Here is a 19390-nt window from a genome sequence, read left to right as displayed (position 1 = left end):
TTTGACTTTGCCACTCTTCAGATGTACGGAGCTTGTTCAAAACTCAAATAGGATTCCTATATGTAGGAAACTATCCTATACCGGATAAAGACATTGCTAAAATGTTGAGCATTCTACATACTTACAAACCTAGAGTCATCGGTCTGGATCTTTTTAAGGACAAAGATAGTAATTCCAATCGTGCAGACTTTGCACTCGCCTTGAGAGAAAATCCAAATATCATTGGAGTTGAAGTTGCATTAAATCAGAAACGAACTTTTAATGTTAAGCCACCGCCGGAGTTACCGCCCGAACGAGTCGGCTTTGCAGATGTAATAGTTGACCCTGATGGCAAATTACGCCGTAGCTTGATGGCAAGCAAGACTTACACGGGAAAACTTAAATACTCCTTACCTCTGCGTTTAGCACAATTCTATTTGCGCGAACAAGGAATTGTATTTCATCATGGCAGTCGTTCTTACGATCCTATTGGGTTTGGTTCGAGCCAGCTAGTCCGCTTTCTGCCCAATTCTGGCGGATATGTGGCAACTGATGCTAATGGCTTTCAGATCCTATTAAATTTTCGCTCTGATCCTGAACCTTTTCGCATCTTATCTTTGAAAGATGTTCTCACTAAAAAATTTAATCCCAATTGGATTAGCGATCGCGTCGTAATTATCGGCATGACTGCCTCCAGTATTAAAGATAGATTTATCACTTCAGCAGTCAAACGTACATTTTATACTAAAGATTTAGGATTTGAAAATTCTGCTAATCAGTATCAATGGATTTATGGTGTATAGATTCATGCCCATGTCACGAGCCAAATTATTAGTAATGTTTTAGACGGACGACCATTGTTAAAAGTCTGGTCAAAATTTTGGGAATATTTATGGATTTTAGGTTGGGGTTTACTTGGTATAATTCTGGGTTTAATCCTGCAATCTCCTGTAAAAACACTGTTGAGCTTGGGGTTAGCTAGCGTCGGACTTGTGGGAATTTGTTATATTCTCCTCGTTGTGGGTTGGTGGATTCCTTTAGTACCAACTTTGTTATCTCTAGCAAGTGCAGGACTGACAACATCTTTTTTCGACCGAGATTTAAGAACATTACTTGAACAACGTAGTCTAACTCTCAAACGCTGTTTTGACACAATCCATAATGGCCCTCTGCAAACTCTGGCTGTAATTTTAAGGAGTCTTGGCGAAGAAGACATAGAAACACGAAAATTGCGATCGCAACTTGAACAACTAAATCGGGAGTTACGAAGTATTCCTGATTATCTCAGTCAAGAAATGCTTAGTCGTGATGACAGGCTGTATTTGGAGGGAAATGAGGTTCTCGATCTCCAAACTCCAATTGCTGAGTTACTTTATCATATTTACGACAGTACCTTAAGAAGAAACTTTCAAGGATTTGAAACAATCCAAAGTTTTATTCCTCCCAATTTTGAGCCACTAGCAGATTGCTACCTAAATGCAGAACAAAAGCGAGGCTTGTACTTATTTTTGCAAGAAGCTTTATGTAATGTCGGCAAACATTCGCAAGGAGCTACCCGTCTTGATGTTATTTGTACGCGATCGGCGAACGAGTATTGTCTGCAAATAATTGATAATGGATCTGGAATTATATCTAAATCTAACTATCAAAGTTACGGGCGAGGAACAGATCAAGCTCAAGATTTAGCCCGAAAATTGAGAGGTAAGTTTCGACGATTTCCTCACTCTCCCCAAGGCATTGTCTGCGAGTTGACTTGGGCTGTAGAAAATAATTGGTGGCAACGATTTTTGTATCCAGGCAATTGAAAATTTTTCTCTAGCCGCACTGAGCTAAGGGACTTCCAACTAAAAAAATATCCCATCGCTGTGTAGGCAGGGGGACAAGGAGCATGGCGCAGGGGGAGAAAGAAAAATATTATCTGAGTGAATTGGATAATTTATTTTCTGGAAGTCCCTAATTTAAAAATTGCACTATCCGTGAGAGATTAAGATAACATTACTTTTCTCAATTAGGAATTATGCTGAAATTTTAGTAAAAGTGGAAGGATGAAGTTAACTCTTGTGTCGCCTAAATCGCTAACTTGAAACAGAGGTTTTATTCTTTTGGAATTTATCTTTTAGGTTATCTGAAATTGCGTTTTTTGTACTCCAAATTCCTAAAGCCAGCAACCCGAATATGACAGAGGGTTCTGGAACAGGCTCAACTCGACGGAATTCGATGGGTGTGGCAACAAGCAAATTACCTTTAGCATCAAAAATCTTGTCTAGGGAGTCGATGCTACTCTGCTCAATAGTTACGTCGGAAACCACTTTGAAGCCATCACTTGTTATACAGCCATTGGGAGCGTTATTTCCAATGTAGCTATTCTGCTCCCAAAATAATTGCAGATTACAGGTGTTGTGCTCAACATTGTTAATACTAATAGTTCGCGTAGACTGAGAATGATTGCATAACCCGCGTACAGTATTTTCATTCAAAAAACTGTTAATACTGAGATTCACAACCGAATTCTCTTCACTAAAAGAATAAAGGCGTAGGCGTTCAAAACCTGGGCTTTCTTGTTCCAGATAAACATTCTGTGTGTCAGCCAGAGGATTACTATCATCCAGTTGCACACTACAATTTGAGATCGTAATTAATGGCACAGAAGGGCTATTAGCAATCTGTTGGGCATTATCAAAAAAGCCAGTGAACCACTGTGCTACTTCCTTCACCTGTGTCTTAATTGGTGGGGCAATAGTGTCAGCACGGCTTTGTTGAACAAATGAAAATGTTGTGACTAATACTGTCAAAATTGATACTTTGAGTAAATGCATATAGGTTTTGACTTGAACAAGAGCAGATTACAGACAGATGACAAATAATTTACACTATTAAGCCCTATTTGCCGCCAAGAAATTTATTTCTGGCGTAATTTCTAACGAATTTGTGAAATACTGTACTTAGTTATGCGATCGCAACGCCAAGACTGGGCATTGTCTAAAGCGATCGCTGATTAATCAAAATATTATTTTGTGCCATCATGTAACGCTTGCCATACCGTATTCGTCGCGTTTGGGCAGTAATCTTTTTGACAACGCTAACCTTATGTTTGTGGTTAGCACATCCTTCTCTAACAATTGGGCATCAGGGAATCGCAGAGATCGCCACAGCTAAATCGTCGGCTTTAACACAGCTAGTGCAGGAAGGGCTTAAGCTATATCAAGCTAGCGATATTCAAGGAGCAATCAAGTGTTGGCAAAAAGCTCTCTCTTCTGATCAAGAGGGCGACAGTAATTCTGCCGAGAGGATAAATGTCCTTGTATACCTTAGTAGAGCATACCAACAAGTAGGTAAAATACCTGAAGCGATCGCGCAATTAAAGCAAGTTATTGCTTACTATCGTCAAACAAACGAGCCGATAAAAGTAGGACGGATGATAACAGAACAAGCTCAACTCTACAGTAGCTTGGGACAGCACCGACGGGCAGTTGCCATTTTGTGCGGTCAAAATCAAATCAATCTGCCATGTACTCAGGATAGTGCCCTAGAAATTGCCCGCCACCACTCAGATTCTCTTGGCGAAGTCGCCGCTTGGGGGAGTTTAGGAAATGCTCATCGTCTCCAAGGCGAGTACGAGCAAGCTATTCAAGATTTTGAAGGCAGTTATGAAATCGCCCAGCGCATCAATCATCAAACTTATATAGGGTCTAGCTTAAATGGTTTAGCTAATACCTACGCTAGTCTGGCTAAGAGCAATGAGCGTCGTGCTGAATTCGCTAGCGAGGTAAGCGATCATAAATCAGCGTAAAAATTCCAGCAATACACGGTTAGTGATGATAACCAAGCTGCACAATATTTTGAACAAAGTCTGAATCTAGCTCGTAGCCAAAACGACAGAGTAAACGAACTGCGATCGCTACTAGGTCTAGTTAGGCTTTATTACCGCCAACATCCTCAAGATAAAGCCATAGTTAATAATACATTACAGCAAGCGATCGTCGTGTTGGGACAATTACCGGACTCCCGTGAGCAAGCCTATGCGGCGATTCAACTCGCTAATATTTTAGAACTCGTTGACCAAAAGAGCGCGTCGGTCACTAATGACCCAGTAACTCAATGCTTGAAGTCAGAATCCTTACCTAAGTCTGTCGAACTACTCAACAAAGCTATAAAAATCACTCAAAAAATACACGATCAAGAAGGAGAATCCTTTGCCAAAGGTCGATTAGGACATATTTACGAATGTCTTCAAGATTATCAACAAGCTATAAATTTAACTCAACAAGCGCTGATTGGCACGATCGCAAACAAGAGCCTTTACTTGTGGGCTTGGCAGGCGGCACGCCTATCTAAAGCCACAGGTCGGGTAAAAGAAGCAATTAATTTTTATGAACAATCTATTGACAGCCTCAAAATTATCCGCACCGACCTTACCTTAGAACAGCGAGATTTTCAATTTGACTTTCGAGACAATGTTGAACCAGTTTACCGCGAGTTAGTGGAGTTACGCCTAGAGCAAACTGAGGATCTTGTTCAAGAATCTGATATTCAACAGAATTTGGAATTTGTCCTTTTAGGAATAGATCAATTAAGGCTTGCAGAACTACAAAATTATTTAGGTAATGATTGTGCTTTAGCACAGATTGAGCAACCGGTGCCATTAATCGGGAAAAACACTGCTGTCTTGAGTTCGATTATCTTGAAAGAGCGCCTGGCGATCATTCTTACCTTGGCTGACGCTCAGAAAAAATTTAAATCACGATTTTTTTGGATACCTGCTAAGAGTCAGGAGGTCAAAGATGCAATCAATGACCTACGAGTTAAGCTAGAAAAACGCTCCGATTTGGAAAATAGTTATAAAGCCAAAGCTAAAGAAGTTTATGACTGGTTCATTAGTCCTTTTATCAAAGATTTAGAAACAGAGAAAGTCGAAACTTTAATTTTTATCCAAGATGGAATTATTCGGAGTATCCCAATGGCAGCGCTGTTTGACGGTAAGCAATTCTTGGTTGAAAAGTATGCGATCGCCACTGCCCCAGCACTGACTTTGACCAATCCAATCCGCTATAATCCTCAAGAATTACGAATATTGGCTTTCGGCTTGACACAGGCAGCTATCGTTGAAACAGATGCGGGTGCAAAATCTTTTCAGCCACTTAGTCAAGTGAAATTAGAGCTCAAAACTATTACAACGAGTTTACCTAAAAGCAAGGGCTTACTGGATCAAGACTTTACACCTGAGCGCTTGCAACAAGAGTTAGAAAAAAATACTTACCCAGTGATTCATCTAGCAACACACGGCAAGTTTGGTATTGATGATAAAGAAACGTTCTTGGTAACTGGTAAAAAAGTTAAAGTAAATCATCAAAAATCTCGCGCAACTGAGACTTATAATGAAAAATTGACAATAACCGAGCTTTTTCAATTAATTAGTAATAGTCGCGATCGCAGTTATCCGATAGAGTTACTGACCTTGACAGCTTGTGAAACAGCAGTAGGTAGCGATCGTGAAGCTCTCGGTCTAGCTGGTATCGCCATCCAAGCCGGATCTCAAAGTGCTATGGCCTCTCTATGGAAAATTGATGATGCCGCAACCGCGCAACTGATAGCCAAATTTTATCAAAGCTGGCACAGTGGACTAAGTAAGGCCAAAGCTTTACAGATGACTCAAATAGCTTGGCTACAAGCGCATCAGCAGCAACTCCAAAGTCACCCTGGATACTGGGCACCATTCATTCTCATTGGTAACTGGCTTTAAATCAGTCAACATTGCGGTGAAATTGGTAATACTATAGCAATCCGATTTGATTTGTGAAAAAATCTAAGTATATGTAGGGTGTGTTATCGCGTAGCGTAACGCACCTGGAATCAGAGGTGGTGCGTTAGCCAAAGACTAACGCACCCTACTCAAATAGCTTGGCTACAAGCACATCAGCAGCAACTCGAAAGTCACCCTGGATACTGGGCACCATTCATTCTCATTGGTAACTGGCTTTAAAATAATTCGTAATTATTAGTTAATCACTGTCTTCAAGTTGAAATTTTGGCTCTATCGCTCTTTTTGTGGACTCTAATAATAAATAAACTGGTCTTATAGACTTTGTTCTTTAGAATGACTGGGTTTTCAGGTTTTCAAGCTTCGCGATCAAACCGGAATTTTAATCCCACAGTATAACAGGAGCGATAGAACCGAAATTTTTTAGTATTTTTTAGTTGAAAATTAAAACGTTTATACTAGCACAGCACGGCGTAAATAAGCTACCTATTTGAAATGTCTGAAACCTTTGATAACAGGTAATTACGAATTACGAATTACTGTCTTCGCCACGGAGAGCGAGTCCGCGTCCCTGCGCGTCTGGTAGAGAGCGTTATTAGGAATTACGAATTCCGCCTTGCGGTACTAGCGCTGCAATTGATGAATTGCGCTTTTTGTAAGTTCTACTTGAATTTGTTTTTTAAGTTCTATTTCAGAGCCATTTGCTACCTGTTCTAAAAGAGACATATTTAATTCTCTCAGCTTCGGCTCATCCTTTGAGATTAAAGCAATTTCTAAAGTGTTGTACCACAAATCAGCTTGGTTATAGAGATTTGCCTTAGTTAAAACATCATTACTTTGAGAAAGCTGCTTTTCCAAATCTGGTTGAACTGAAACTACTTTCATCGCAGCTGTAGCAAATGGATTGCCTGATGGGCGATTAGCGTCGCAGACTAATTCGACTTGCCAAAGATATTTTCCACCAACTAACAATTCTGGACTAGACAGAGATAGCATCATAATTCCTGGTGAACTTTTAAAGTTTTCGTCTTTAATCTCCTTTACCAACTTAGATTGTTTGCTAGCTTGGTCATACTTATAAAGCCGAAACTCCATTTGCCACGAGGTAGAATTGCTGATAAACCAAGCGAATGTAGGACGGGTTGCCAAAGTTTGCCCATAAATTTGGGATGGTGCAAGTAAAATCAGGGTTGGAATGCTACTTGAAGATGTCTCGGACTCAGTTTCGCACCCTCTAGAGCCACCTGAAGTTCCCGTAGTCTGAGGTGGGGGATCATTAGAATTATTGTTCTTATCAGCTAAGGCTGTTGTAGGCATCAATAATAATAAACTCAAGGCAATATCAATGGATGTAAAAAGGCTTTTTTTCAAATATTTCTGGGAAGGACTTAATATCTGAGCCATGTTCTACCTCGATAAGTTGCTAGGACAAGTCTTAAGAACACATCTGGTTAAACAACCTATATTTTGCAGATGCGCTTGAAAATACGGCTGTGTTACAAAAACCAGTGCTGGTCTGCTAAAAGTGCAGAAGGCAGATAATTTAGCAGCCAAAGATACTCCGCTAATGAACCGCAAGTAACTATTTTCTTATGGCGATATTTCCAATGCAAGATTATTCTACTGTCTATACGCTGGTATATGCGATGTTCGCTGTCGTATCGAAACCTTGAAGAAAAGCAAAAGCTTGGACTTTTGTCTAAGCTTTTGCACTCGCTTATAAGTTCAGAAGCGGACACTATACAAGGCAAGCTCTAAGTCAGTGTGGATAGTTCAGAGAACACGGTCTAGTTGAGAATTAAATAGACAAAATTATACACTTGCAGACAAATATTAACAAGTCTTTTATGTATAAACACCATGAGTTTATCACCATAGCAGTAGCTCTATAAAAGACTTAAGTTAATTATAAAAAAGCGACTATCAAAATAGCGAGACTATACCAGAAAATAAGTAACATCCGTAAAGATACATTATAGAAAATCACAATTTATCTGAGTAAAACCACGCTCTGATTGGGATTGAGGATTTAAATATATCACGCCACTTGCTTCTCCTGTCAAAGACGCTACCCGTAGCTTGCTTCCCCGCAGGGGTACAAGTCGGGGAACCCACCCAACGCAGTGGCTCCCCATAAACGACTGCCAAACCCCGAAGGGAATAGTACCTATAAGACCTTACACTGCCCATGATCCCGTAACAAATGGTCACAGAGCACCAAGGCCACCATTGCTTCAACCATTGGAACTGCACGCGGTAACACACAAGGATCATGGCGTCCTTTTGCTGCTAATAGCGTTTCTTCGCCCTCGCGAGTTACAGTTTTCTGCTCTTTTCTAATTGTTGCTGTCGGCTTAAATGCAACTCGCAAAATGATATTTTCTCCGTTGGAAATTCCTCCTTGAATCCCACCAGAACGGTTTGTAAGTGTGCGGATTTCACCATTTTGCTCAATATAAAATTCGTCGTTATGTTCAATTCCCGTTAGCAGCGTTCCCGCAAAACCGGAACCAATTTCAAAGCCTTTGCTAGCAGGTAGAGACATCACAGCCTTAGCGATATCAGCTTCCAATTTATCAAATACTGGTTCGCCCAAACCTTTGGGCACATTTCTCGCTACACATTCTACGACACCGCCGATAGAATCACCTTGTCTACCTGTTTGCTCAATTAATTCAATCATGCGATCGCAGCATTCAGCATCTGGACAACGGACGATATTGCTTTCCACTTGTTCTAAGGTGACAGTATTTGGATCAACGACACCTTCCAAGTCTTTGATGCGCTTGACGTAAGCGATAATTTCGACATTGGCGACTTGACGGAGAATTTTTTTAGCGATCGCACCAGCTGCTACTCTTCCAATTGTCTCACGCGCTGACGACCTACCCCCACCTTGCCAATTGCGAATGCCATATTTTGCATCATAAGTTGCATCGGCGTGAGAAGGCCGATACTTCTGTGCCATCTCGTCGTAATCTTGGGGACGAGTGTCTTGATTACGTACCAAAATTGCTATCGGCGTTCCTAATGTTTTGCCTTCAAATACTCCTGATAAAATCTCGCAGGTATCCGCTTCTTTGCGAGGGGTGGTAATTTTACTTTGTCCGGGACGCCTTCTATCTAGTTCTGCTTGAATTTCTTCTGCCGAAATTTCTAGTTGTGGAGGACAACCATCAATTACAACCCCCACACCGCCGCCGTGAGACTCCCCAAAAGTAGTTATACGAAATAGATGTCCAAAAGTGTTGCCCATGATGTTGAAGAAGAAGGTAAAGCTTATGTATTTTACCTAGAGTTCTTGCAAAAGTTTATTTTTGCTCTGATCTAACAAATACTGTAGGGCTTTTTTTGTTTGGCAAAATGGCATATCTGTAAATTAGACGCTTGCTATGGTATTCGAGTAACGTACATTCCATGCGAAAAAAGTACTGACTTGCATTACCCCTGGTAGTTAACCAGGGGTTTTTATTGGAACGATCAAGTCTGATCTCCAAGGAAAGTTGGGTGTAATGTCTCACGATATAATGCGATCGGTTAGCTTGAGATTATTGCTGAGAAGATGGTAGAACTACAGTTACCCCAGCAACCAGCTAAATAAACCTTCTACTGTTAGGCTGAAATCTTTAGCAAATTCTGGCACTGGTAATTGTGTTCCTAGTTCTTCGTAAAAAGTGGTTGGTTGATCTGGCAAGTAGACAAACACAGATTGTTCTTTAGGATCAATCAGCCATCCCATCTGAGTTTCATGCTTCAGGCAATGCAGAATATTCTTCGTAACTTTAGTTTGACTTTGATCAGGAGATAGAATTTCAATTGTCCAATCTGGGGCGATCGAGAAAACGTTAGCAACCCCACCATTTTCTTTGCGGGGAATTCTGTCCCACATAAACACGGAAATGTCAGGCACAATTGAGCGATTACCAAATGTACAACGAAGCTCACAAAAAGCCCGCGCAATTTGTTTGGGTTTAACGACCAAGTTAATTGCAGGTGCTAACTCGGTTTGAATTGCGCTGTGTTCTCCTTGCGGCATCGGTTTTTGGATGATACGTCCATCAATGTATTCACTGGCAGGTTCTGTCTCTGGCAGATCCAGAAATTCACTTAGAGTCAAGGGTTTAGAAGGGGTCTGTACCATTTAAGGTTTCCTTACACTCTTTTTTCACTAACTAATGTCAGACTAACCCATTCGCCTTTCTCGTTGTAGCTGCGAATCATCCGTTGGCGCAGATTTGGCTGAATTAACCAACCCACTTCCAGAAATAAGGGTTGACGTAACTGCACCTTGAGAGGAGAAGTTGCAGAAGCGCCATCTGGTAAAAGTAATACTTGCACCAGCTTTTGGGGATCTTGATCAAAGAGAATAATCGGGTCTTTGATGGTAGCAGTTGAGGTAATTGTACGTTCTGCAAAAGAAGTACTTTGAATTAATCGCCTAGCATCATCAAGTTGTAGTTTTAAGGTTGTAGAGTAAGTATCAGGCGATCGCAAATCTCGATATATTGTCACTGCTTGCCCAAGCCATTCTCCCAACAAGTCATCTATCTGCAAGGGTGGACGTTCTGTTACTGGGGTTCCAGCTAGATGTTCTCGAATTAGAACTAGTTCCTTTAGCTGACCGGTCTGATCAAACAGTTGTACCAGACGCAAGCGCCGATTTTCATGAACCAAAGCAAGTTCTGCCCCAAATTCGGAAAATGGCCCTAGCTGAATTAAACCTTCAGAAAATGAACCATTTTCAAAAAACAACAGACCCCCTCCCACAGAATTAAATTCTCTGATTACATCTTGTCCCGAACGGCTCAGAGTTAGGCGCACTGTCTGCTTATTGTTCAAATCTTCTAGGGAAAGACGGCTAGGAGTATCCTTCAGAAGTGTCCCTTGAGGAGAAAAATTGGTAAATGAACCTTCCCAAACACCGAGATTCTGCAAAAAACATTCCCATTGCGATTTCATAGCCATTTCTTCCTTTGTCTTTACCCACCCATGCCCAATGCCCAATGCCCAATGCCCAATGCCCAATTCCCAATGCCCAATTCCCAATGCCCAATGCCCAATGCCCAATGCCCAATGCCCAATGCCCAATGCCCAATGCCTAACCTTTAGCAAAACGTCGGACAGCAAATAAGCTCCCCATTAATCCTACTGCTGCACCGAAGCTCAAGAGAATCAGGGGCAATAATAAAATTTCTGCTGGAGTGAGTTGCACTTTGTTAGTGATGACTTGGATAAATTCCGGTTGATTGACTAGCAACTTACCGAGAAACTGTTGAATCACAGAAATGAAACTCCAAGCGATCGCACCACCAACTAAGCCAAAGGTAGTTCCTTGTAAAATAAACGGGAGGTAAATCCATGCAGAAGTTGCTCCCACTAGTTGCATAATTTCAATTTCCTGGCTTCGCGCCATGACAATCAGCCGAATTGTGGTAGTAGTCACTGCGATCGCACTTAAAGTTAGAATAATCGTAATTGTTAAAGTAATCCAGTTCAGACCTTGGTGCAACTGGGCAATACGTTTGACTGCTTCATCGACATACTGCACCGTCTCAACTCCTGGTAACTTAGCCAACTGCGTTGCTAAGGTTGGTACAACTTGAGAATTACGCGCTTTCACCTTCATCTCATCAACCAGAGGATTCTCACCTAGCTCCTGGGTAGCCCCCTGAATATCAGAAATTCTCATTTCCTTAACTAACTTAGTCCAAGCTTCCTCTTTGGTAATCGTTTGTATCGCCGTCACCTCTGACATTTTTGCGATCAGTGGCTGAATGCTTTCAACTTGCGTATCCGGTTCGAGAAAAACTGATACTTCTAGCTGGCTACCGAACTGGTAGAGGAGTTTTTCGACTTGCCAAGAGGTTTGCAAACTCAAGCCAAATAAAAACAGTAACACCGTCACAGTACTTATAGCTGCCCAATTCATCCAACCTCCCCGCAATAAACCGAGGAAAGTTTCTTTGAGCAGATAGTCAAGTTTCGTTAGAGATTTAAACACACATCACCCCAGTCAAAAATTTTTGAAGAAGAATACATTCGTCAGAATTCAGGAGTCAGAATGCAATCAGTGGGGGATTCAGACCCGCCACTTTCTTGTTGACCACAAAACAAGAAAATTTGGTGGGGGTGCAAAAACGCCGTTTATTCATCCACCAGTCGCACAAAATACCCAAGTGAATTCTGGCGACTGACTCCTGAATTCTGTTTGATAACTTATAATTCATAACTCATAACTCATAACTCATAACTCATAACTCAGCACTCAGCACTCCATTACAACTGACCACCACTAAGATTGATAGAATTGAAGTAGTAGGAATTTTCACCATCTAGCCATTGAGACTCATGCCCTCTGAAATTGCCGTAGAGAAAAAAAAGTTAAAAAATCCACCTTTGGAGCTTCATTATTTAGGCGATCGCGTGCTGCGTCAAGCTGCAAAGCGGATTTCTAAAGTAGATGACGAACTCCGTCAACTGGTGCGCGAAATGCTGCAAACTATGTACAGTAAAGATGGCATTGGTTTGGCTGCACCCCAAGTGGGAATTCATAAACAACTAATTGTCATCGACCTGGAACCAGAGAACGCAGCTAATCAGCCGTTGGTGTTGATTAACCCCACCATTAAACAAGTCAGCCGCGACATCTCTGTTGCCGAAGAAGGATGCTTGAGCATTCCCAATGTATTCCAAAACGTGAAGCGCCCCGAAGTCGTGGAAATTGCCTATAAAGACGAGTACGGTCGTCCCCGGACATTAAAAGCTAATGACCTCTTAGGACGCTGCATTCAGCACGAGATGGATCACCTGAACGGCGTGGTATTTGTAGACCGTGTAGAAAACTCCTTGACTTTAGTCCAGGAGCTATCTAAGAATGGCTTCTCGTATCAAGCGGTGAAACCAATAGCATAGGGGGCTAGTAGTGTATTTAACTCCAAAAAGCGGTTTATTTCTGGGTGGTTCGTGTGTAAGTGCGATCGCAGCTGTCGGTTCGATTTTTGAACTCAGTTACGGACAACCAGATTTGGGCGTCCAAGCCACGGCAATTATCCTGGCATTGAGCATTCCACTCACCGGATTATTTTTCTTTGCCGCAGTTAAGGACGCAAGGGCTAACATGAAATAAGCATCAGGTACATAAAAAAGGTAAAAGGATGAAGGAACTCGGCAAAATTCATTCTTTTACCTTTTATTTTTGCTCTCCATCTTCCACTGCCCCTAAAGCTTTCAGCGTCACTAACTGCGCTGCGGTTAAGCCTGTAACCCCGGTGATATTCATGCCTTCGTAGGGTCGTGGCGATCGCAGTGTTTTTAGGCACTCACCCGTCAATACATCCCAAAGCTTAATTGTCTCATCTTGGCTACCACTGGCTAGGGTTTGACCATCTGGACTAAAGACCACTGACAATACTTCCAGAGAGTGTCCCTGTAAAGTTTTCAGCGATTTTCCTTCACTGAGATTCCACAGTTTGGCTGTTTTATCGTCACTACCACTTGCCAGTAACTTGCCATCTGGACTGAAAATAACTGACCTGACCCAGTTAGTATGCCCTTGCAAAACTTCTAAGCATTTACCAGATTCGACATTCCACAGTCTCACTGTTTGGTCTTCACTGCCAGTAGCCAATATTTGACCATTCGGACTGAAAGCTACTGACCTAACCCAATTGGTATGTTCTTCATCTAAAGCTTTTAGGGGTTTACCAGAGTTGACATCCCACAGTCTCACTCTTTTCTCGTCACCGCCACTTGCCAGTAGCTTGCCATCTGGACTGAAAGCTATTGACCAAATCCAAAAGGTTTTCCCATGCAAAGTTTTTAGGCATTCACCAGATTGGACATCCCACAGTTTCACTGTTTTGTCTTCGCAGCTACTAGCGAGAATATTGCCATCTGGACTGAAAGCTACTGACCAAATCCAATTAGTATGACCCCACAAAACTTTCAAGCAGTTGCCAGATTGGACATCCCACAGTCTTACTGTTTGGTCTTCGCTAGCGCTGGCTAAGGTTTTGCTATCGGGACTAAAAACAATTGAGCTAACTCTACTAATATGCTCGTGCAGAGTTTTTAGGCATTCACCAGAGTTGACATCCCACAGTTTCACTGTCTGGTCTTCACTGCCACTTGCCAGTAGCTTGCCATCTGGACTGAAAGCCACTGACCTGACCCAATTGGTATAGCCTTGCAAAGCTTTCAGACATTTACCAGAGTTGATATCCCATAATCTTACTGTTTGGTCATCACTACTACTTGCAAGTAGCTTGCCATCTGGACTGAAAGCCACTGACCAAACCCAATTGGTGTGTTCTTGCAAGGTTTTCAGGCATTTACCAGAGTTGACATCCCACAGTTTCACTGTTTTGTCTTCACTACCACTTGCAAGTAGCTTGCCATCTGGACTGAAAGCCACTGACCAAACCCAATTGGTGTGTTCTTGCAAGGTTTTCAGGCATTTACCAGAGTTGACATCCCACAGTTTCACTGTTTCGTCTTCACTGCCACTTGCCACTAGCTTGCCATCTGGGCTGAAAACTACAGAATTTACCCGACTAGTATGTTCCTGAAAGGTTTTCAGGCATTCACCAGAGTTGATATTCCACAGTTTTATTGTTTGGTCATTACTACCACTCGCTAAGATTTTACCATCTGGGCTGAAAGACACTGACCAGATCCAATTAGTGTGTCCTTGCAAGGTTTTAAGGCATTTACCAGTGCAAACGTCCCATAATCTTACTGTTTTATCGTCACTGCCACTCGCTAAGGTCTTACTATCGGGACTGAACACAACTGACCATACCCGCCTAGTATGCCCTTTACAAGTGAAAATTTGTTTGCCATCAAAGTTCCACAAACGAACTTTACCATTAGCATCACCTGTAGCCAAAAATTTACCATCGGGGCTAAATGTCACCGATAAGATACTCCCGAAGGTTTCTGTAAAAATTGATTTAGATAAGTCTGAGTAAGCGAAATTGAGATCGTGCAAATTTTTACCTTGCAAGTAGGCTTGCGAAACTGCTAGATAAGAAAAGTCATAGCCACTTAAATCGGCCTGTAATTGACACAGCAAATTAAGAGTATTACCCCCTGCATATCCTCGTTTGACACCAGATTTGTCTCGCAGTTTATCCAGAATTTGGGTTAGTTTGTCTCCAACATATTTTGGAGTTATAAAAATATTGAGTAACCTTTCGGCAACTGGCTTAAGAATGAGGCGAATTTGGATATCTCTGACATAATTTTTAGCAGTAGCTCCTATCAAAGCATGACTATTAAAAAGTGCAATTTCACTACTGGTAATTTCTTGCCAGACTTGTTCAACCAGTTTGTCAGTGATGTATTCCATCACCACAGGTTGGAGCGTGAACAGTGCAGCACTTTTCTCAATTAGCGATCGCCTGCGTAGTGATTCTAATGCCTCCAGTAATTCCCTTTTTGCCACTAGACGCACAATATCATCTAGCAAATCTTCTAGTGAAACTGCTTCACGCTTAATTGCCAACCAGTAGATGATTTCTTTTTCTAGATTGGATGTACGCTCAAACTGCTGATCTAATAAATCACGGGTGTCGCCAAAAATTATCTCTCCTTTATCTAAAAAAGCAGCGATATCACCACCAAATAATTCCCGGATTGTCTCAGAGACTAGCTTTAATGCCAAGGGATTACCCGAATAATTCTTAACCAGTTTTGCCCCGTTGGTAGGTAAATCAGACAAACCTTTGTCTATAAGAATTTTTTGCCCTTCTATTTCTCCCAATCCGGCTAGTGAGAATGTTCTGACTGGTGATTCTTCTCCCTCTAAAGGTGCAAATTCTTTGGGTTTTTCGCGAGAAGTTAGCACTAAGCAGCTTTTATGAGGTTCTTCTCCTACCCGTTTGAGTAGCTGACCATAACCTTCATATCCTTCTCTATAATCTCCGGCGCGATCGCCTTCTTGCAAAATCGTCTCTGCATTATCCAACACTACAAGACAACGGCGCTTTCGGAAATATTCAATTAGCAGCGTTATTCGCTCATCTATTGTTTTTGGCAAATCAGTTTCTTTCTGATCAGATAAAAATCGGATCAGGTTCGCCAATATTTCTTGGATAGGTGGAGCATTACGGAGAGTTCGCCAAATCAGGTACTCAAAATTATTGTGAACCTCGTCTGCTAACTTCACAGACAAAGCAGTTTTGCCAATTCCTCCCATGCCTAATAGTGCTACTAATCGGCACTTATTATCAACAATCCACTTCTTAAGCGTGGACAGTTCTGCTTTCCTTCCATAGAAGACACCACGAATACTAGGTGCTTCGCCCCAATCGTGGTGATTGTTGGCAATAGGTTCCACAGTAACTAAAGATGCGCGATACTCACTTTCAATAATTTGCTGTAACTTGGTGAGTTTCCCAGGCCCACTGCCACTAACTTGGAATTTTTTATAAACCTCGCTCAATCTTTTGCGTACTGCCTCAGCGCTGATATGCAATTCTTGAGCGATCGCATTTGGCGATTTGTTTTCAACAGCATGTGATAACACCTCTAGCTCACTGCTAGACACACTCCGTTTTTGGGCTAAAGTCGAAAGAAAACCTTCGGGAATCTCACTCATACACACATTATGACAAACTACCTACATTCCAATATTAGCTTACTAGGTGAGAAAATCATCTGCTCAGATTGACACTTGAACTATTATCTGGTATGAAAATGCGTTGTTGAGTCAGTATCTTTAAATAATTTTCTCAGTTCTACTTGACTAGCTCACTAAGTTACTTTAAAATGGTTTAAAAGTGAGTTTAGCCAGGCTAATTGTGTAACTTAGTGAGCTTAAGGTTCAATTATCCAACATTTAAAAGTTTACTTTTCCCATTTGTAAATACCCAAACCACTGTTGTTGGTATTCAAACTTGATTCAGGTTTGGTAGGACTGCTGCGTGCTTTCAAGTATTGGCTCTTTTTTTAGGACAGTCGAGGTAGCCCTAACTGCTGCTTAGATTTAACTCTCAAAACAGGACAAAAACTATGAAAATCAATCTCAAAGATGATGAAAATGTACTATTCAAGTGGTTTTGTCAGGGACTCAAGTATTTTCTGCTGACTCTGCTTGGTTTAGCAATCGCTCTTGTTTTATCTCAGGTTTTTGGCGCTATCTCAATAGTTGGGATGCTGTTATCCACAAGTCTATGGATATGGTTTGTGAAGATAGCAGTATCTCTGTTTTGTCTATTTGCGATCGCCATGATAATTGAGTCTTGGAGTTGATTCCTCACTCAATTATCAGCAACAAGATTGCAATTTTAGGTTTGTAGTCAAGTTTAATCAACTTTCTTGGGTTAAGTGCAAGTTAGCCCAACGCTTCCCACTAGGAAATTATATCATGTCAAACAATAGCAACGGCTTTGGGGGAGAAACACTTTCGCCACTTTTAGTCATCTTAGTGGCAGGGTCAATCTCTTTGGCAATCGTTAACAAAGATAATCAACCAGCATATTTTGACATAGTTAAAATGGTTATGGCCTACAGCTTTGGCTCAATTAAGTCCCAAGAAAAAACTAGAGATCCCAATAAGCAAGATAAGACAGATGATGATAAGTTGAAGTAGTGGACATGAAAACTATCTGTGAAGGCAGTGAAAAATACCTGTTTTTCACAGATAGTCTGCTAAAGGTGAGTTGCAGATTAGAATTTGCTTCTAAAATAGAAGAATGCTGTCAACTCTCACTCAACTCCTGCGACTCTCTCAAGGACAACTGAACTTACTAGAAACTTGTCCGCGTAAATTTCAACATACCTATCTAGAAAAACTCAATTCGCCTTCAAATCCAGAACAAGAAGAACGGCAAACTTTGGGTAGTCGTTTTCACTTGCTAATGCAGCAGCGAGAAATGGGTTTGCCAATTGATAGTTTCCTGCAAGCAGATGCTCAACTGCAAAGTTGGATGCTAGGTTTTGCCGATGCAGCCCCAGAAATTTTAACGGCTGCATCTGATAATCAAACTTTCCGTGAAAGTGAACACTACCGGACTCTGCAAGTTCAGGATTATTTGCTGACGGTTGTCTATGATTTATTGATTGCAGATAACCAACAAGCGCAAATTCTCGACTGGAAAACTTATCCTAAACCACCCAATCAACGCAAGTTAGAATCCAACTGGCAAACACGCCTTTATCTGTATGTATTGGCAGAAACTAGCGACTATTTGCCAGAAAAGATTTCCATGACTTACTGGTTTGTCCAATCTGAGGGCAAACCGCAAAATATTAAATTTAATTACAATACTGCTCAACACACACTAACAGCAAAAAAACTTAATCAACTATTAAGTCAGTTAACTAATTGGCTGGAAAATTACCAAAATAACCAGCAGTTTCCGCAAGTGGTGGAGGGTAGCAAAACCTGTGATCATTGTCAGTTTGCCAAACGGTGCGATGCCTACGACGGTAAACTACGCACACAAGCTACTGAAGAAGCAGTGAAAGACTCATTGCCAAATTTTGACAGCATTCAAGAAGTCTCACTCAACCCTATACATTAGGGGATGTTTGTAAAATCTAATAGGAGTATTAATAAATCACAACTTCTAAATTTATGTCAAGTTTTGATGAAACTGAAGCAATTTATGTTCGCGAATTAGGAATTGATGACATTGCTCCCATTTACCACTTGGGAGAAGGGTTATTTACCAGCGATTTATATCCTTATTTATACCGCACCTGGGACGAATGGGAAGTGATTGGACTTTACAACACCGATCCCGAATATTGCCTTGTGGCTGAAACAGAGGGAGAATTAGCAGGATTTATTTTGGGAACCATCATCACCAAAGCATCCTGGACTTACGGATACATTTTATGGCTGGGAGTTAATCCGAAGTATCAGCGTCGGGGAGTAGCAGACAAGTTGGTTGATAAAGTCGTCGCCCGGATGATTGAAGATGGGGCACGGTTTATGCTGGTAGACACTGATCCCACCAATACTTCAGCATTAAAGTTTTTTAACCGCAAAGGTTTTGGTAATATCCGCCAGCATATTTTCTTGTCGATGAATTTAAGCAAGCACGAATATTATGGCAGATTAATTGATTACGAACACCAAAAAGCTGAAAGAGCAGGTTACAAGCGATCTCGTCCAGCAATTCGTGCCCGTAAACCTGATAGCGTTGCTAATGAAGTAGTTCTCAATCCTCTAGTAAATGAATCTCAAACGACCGAGGATCAATCTCCAATCTAAGAAAAGCTATGAGTTAGGAGTTAGGAGTTAGGATTTAGGAGTTAGGAGTTAGGAGTTTGGAGTTTGGAGTTAAAACTTTTAGAAGTCATTTATAGCCATAACTTACGCACAGGTAACGGAATGTTAGCTTGCTTAAACAAGTCGTAGTAGCTTTGATTCGACTCAAAAACTACATCAAAATTATCTTCTAGATACTCTTGCAATTCTGATAAATGCCAATAATTCTTCTGTTGAAGCCAGGTTAATACAATTTGTTTTTGTGCAGGCTCAAGATAACTTTTTGAGCCTTTGTATCTCAGCTTCAGTCCGACGACACCCTGTTCTAAAAATATGTATTTCCATTTGTTTACAAAACCTACACACACTCGCAAAATATTTCCAACTGTGAATCACTAGACATCTGGTGAAATTAAATATGCGTTATCTAGAAC

The 19390-nt window shown here is 41.3% G+C and carries 17 protein-coding genes and 1 pseudogene; 10 read left to right on the top strand and 8 right to left on the bottom strand.

Annotated features, from left to right (window positions below):
- Positions 1–32: 32 nt before the first annotated feature.
- Positions 33–1784, top strand: a pseudogene (locus tag PUQ00_RS32845) (CHASE2 domain-containing protein).
- 270 nt (positions 1785–2054) lie between these two features.
- Here PUQ00_RS32845 and PUQ00_RS17270 read toward each other — a convergent pair.
- Positions 2055–2795 (bottom strand): chromophore lyase CpcT/CpeT, encoded by a 741-nt coding sequence (locus PUQ00_RS17270; RefSeq protein WP_300418879.1) that lies wholly within the window; start codon positions 2793–2795, stop codon positions 2055–2057.
- Between the two features lie 254 nt (positions 2796–3049).
- Here PUQ00_RS17270 and PUQ00_RS17265 point away from each other — a divergent pair, with 254 nt between their 5' ends.
- The gene (locus PUQ00_RS17265) at positions 3050–3769 is read left to right on the top strand and encodes a tetratricopeptide repeat protein (protein ID WP_300418878.1); all 720 of its coding nucleotides are present in this window, start codon (positions 3050–3052) and stop codon (positions 3767–3769) included.
- Between the two features lie 192 nt (positions 3770–3961).
- Positions 3962–5719, top strand: coding sequence for a CHAT domain-containing protein (locus PUQ00_RS17260; RefSeq protein ID WP_300418876.1), 1758 nt, complete (start codon positions 3962–3964; stop codon positions 5717–5719).
- A 642-nt stretch (positions 5720–6361) separates the two neighbouring features.
- Here PUQ00_RS17260 and PUQ00_RS17255 read toward each other — a convergent pair.
- The 4 genes from PUQ00_RS17255 to PUQ00_RS17240 all read right to left on the bottom strand — a co-directional run bounded on the left by PUQ00_RS17255 (position 6362) and on the right by PUQ00_RS17240 (position 10696).
- Positions 6362–7141: a DUF928 domain-containing protein gene (locus tag PUQ00_RS17255; RefSeq protein ID WP_300418874.1), complete on the bottom strand. Its 780-nt coding sequence runs from the start codon at positions 7139–7141 to the stop codon at positions 6362–6364.
- A 763-nt stretch (positions 7142–7904) separates the two neighbouring features.
- Complete coding sequence (aroC, locus tag PUQ00_RS17250; RefSeq protein WP_300418872.1) at positions 7905–8993, bottom strand: chorismate synthase; 1089 nt, start codon at positions 8991–8993, stop codon at positions 7905–7907.
- 321 nt (positions 8994–9314) lie between these two features.
- Complete coding sequence (locus PUQ00_RS17245) at positions 9315–9878, bottom strand: Uma2 family endonuclease (RefSeq protein WP_300418871.1); 564 nt, start codon at positions 9876–9878, stop codon at positions 9315–9317.
- Positions 9879–9889: 11 nt separating this feature from the next.
- Complete coding sequence (locus tag PUQ00_RS17240) at positions 9890–10696, bottom strand: DUF3598 family protein (protein WP_300418869.1); 807 nt, start codon at positions 10694–10696, stop codon at positions 9890–9892.
- 14 nt (positions 10697–10710) lie between these two features.
- On the opposite strand from PUQ00_RS17240, the gene PUQ00_RS17235 reads away from it, so the two are divergent.
- Positions 10711–10839, top strand: coding sequence for a hypothetical protein (locus tag PUQ00_RS17235; RefSeq protein WP_300418867.1), 129 nt, complete (start codon positions 10711–10713; stop codon positions 10837–10839).
- Here the strand turns inward: PUQ00_RS17235 and PUQ00_RS17230 are convergent.
- Entirely contained in the window at positions 10836–11738 is a 903-nt protein-coding gene (locus tag PUQ00_RS17230) for an ABC transporter permease (protein WP_300418865.1), read from the bottom strand. The two genes, PUQ00_RS17235 and PUQ00_RS17230, sit on opposite strands and share 4 nt — an antisense overlap.
- Before the next feature lie 347 nt (positions 11739–12085).
- Here PUQ00_RS17230 and def point away from each other — a divergent pair, with 347 nt between their 5' ends.
- Positions 12086–12649 carry a peptide deformylase gene (gene def, locus PUQ00_RS17225; RefSeq protein ID WP_300418864.1) on the top strand — a complete coding sequence of 188 codons (564 nt, stop codon included), beginning with the start codon at positions 12086–12088 and terminating at the stop codon, positions 12647–12649.
- Positions 12650–12659: 10 nt separating this feature from the next.
- Positions 12660–12863 (top strand): hypothetical protein, encoded by a 204-nt coding sequence (locus PUQ00_RS17220; protein ID WP_300418863.1) that lies wholly within the window; start codon positions 12660–12662, stop codon positions 12861–12863.
- Between the two features lie 63 nt (positions 12864–12926).
- On the opposite strand, the gene PUQ00_RS17215 is transcribed toward PUQ00_RS17220, so the two are convergent.
- Positions 12927–16337, bottom strand: coding sequence for an NB-ARC domain-containing protein (locus PUQ00_RS17215; RefSeq protein ID WP_300418862.1), 3411 nt, complete (start codon positions 16335–16337; stop codon positions 12927–12929).
- Positions 16338–16750: 413 nt separating this feature from the next.
- Here PUQ00_RS17215 and PUQ00_RS17210 point away from each other — a divergent pair, with 413 nt between their 5' ends.
- The 4 genes from PUQ00_RS17210 to PUQ00_RS17195 all read left to right on the top strand — a co-directional run bounded on the left by PUQ00_RS17210 (position 16751) and on the right by PUQ00_RS17195 (position 18959).
- Entirely contained in the window at positions 16751–16990 is a 240-nt protein-coding gene (locus PUQ00_RS17210; protein ID WP_300418860.1) for a hypothetical protein, read from the top strand.
- Positions 16991–17105: 115 nt separating this feature from the next.
- Positions 17106–17330: a hypothetical protein gene (locus PUQ00_RS17205; RefSeq protein ID WP_300418859.1), complete on the top strand. Its 225-nt coding sequence runs from the start codon at positions 17106–17108 to the stop codon at positions 17328–17330.
- A 103-nt stretch (positions 17331–17433) separates the two neighbouring features.
- Positions 17434–18264, top strand: coding sequence for a PD-(D/E)XK nuclease family protein (locus tag PUQ00_RS17200; RefSeq protein WP_300418858.1), 831 nt, complete (start codon positions 17434–17436; stop codon positions 18262–18264).
- 53 nt (positions 18265–18317) lie between these two features.
- The gene (locus PUQ00_RS17195) at positions 18318–18959 is read left to right on the top strand and encodes a GNAT family N-acetyltransferase (RefSeq protein WP_300418857.1); all 642 of its coding nucleotides are present in this window, start codon (positions 18318–18320) and stop codon (positions 18957–18959) included.
- A gap of 89 nt (positions 18960–19048) precedes the next feature.
- On the opposite strand, the gene PUQ00_RS17190 is transcribed toward PUQ00_RS17195, so the two are convergent.
- Positions 19049–19324 carry a helix-turn-helix domain-containing protein gene (locus PUQ00_RS17190; RefSeq protein ID WP_300418855.1) on the bottom strand — a complete coding sequence of 92 codons (276 nt, stop codon included), beginning with the start codon at positions 19322–19324 and terminating at the stop codon, positions 19049–19051.
- Positions 19325–19390: the final 66 nt, after the last annotated feature.

The sequence above is a fragment of the Nostoc sp. S13 genome, assembly GCF_029379315.1.
In the GTDB taxonomy this organism is placed as follows: Bacteria; Cyanobacteriota; Cyanobacteriia; order Cyanobacteriales; family Nostocaceae; genus Nostoc.
The sequence above is the reverse complement of the archived record's forward strand: the minus strand, read 5'-3'. Positions and strand labels throughout refer to the sequence as shown.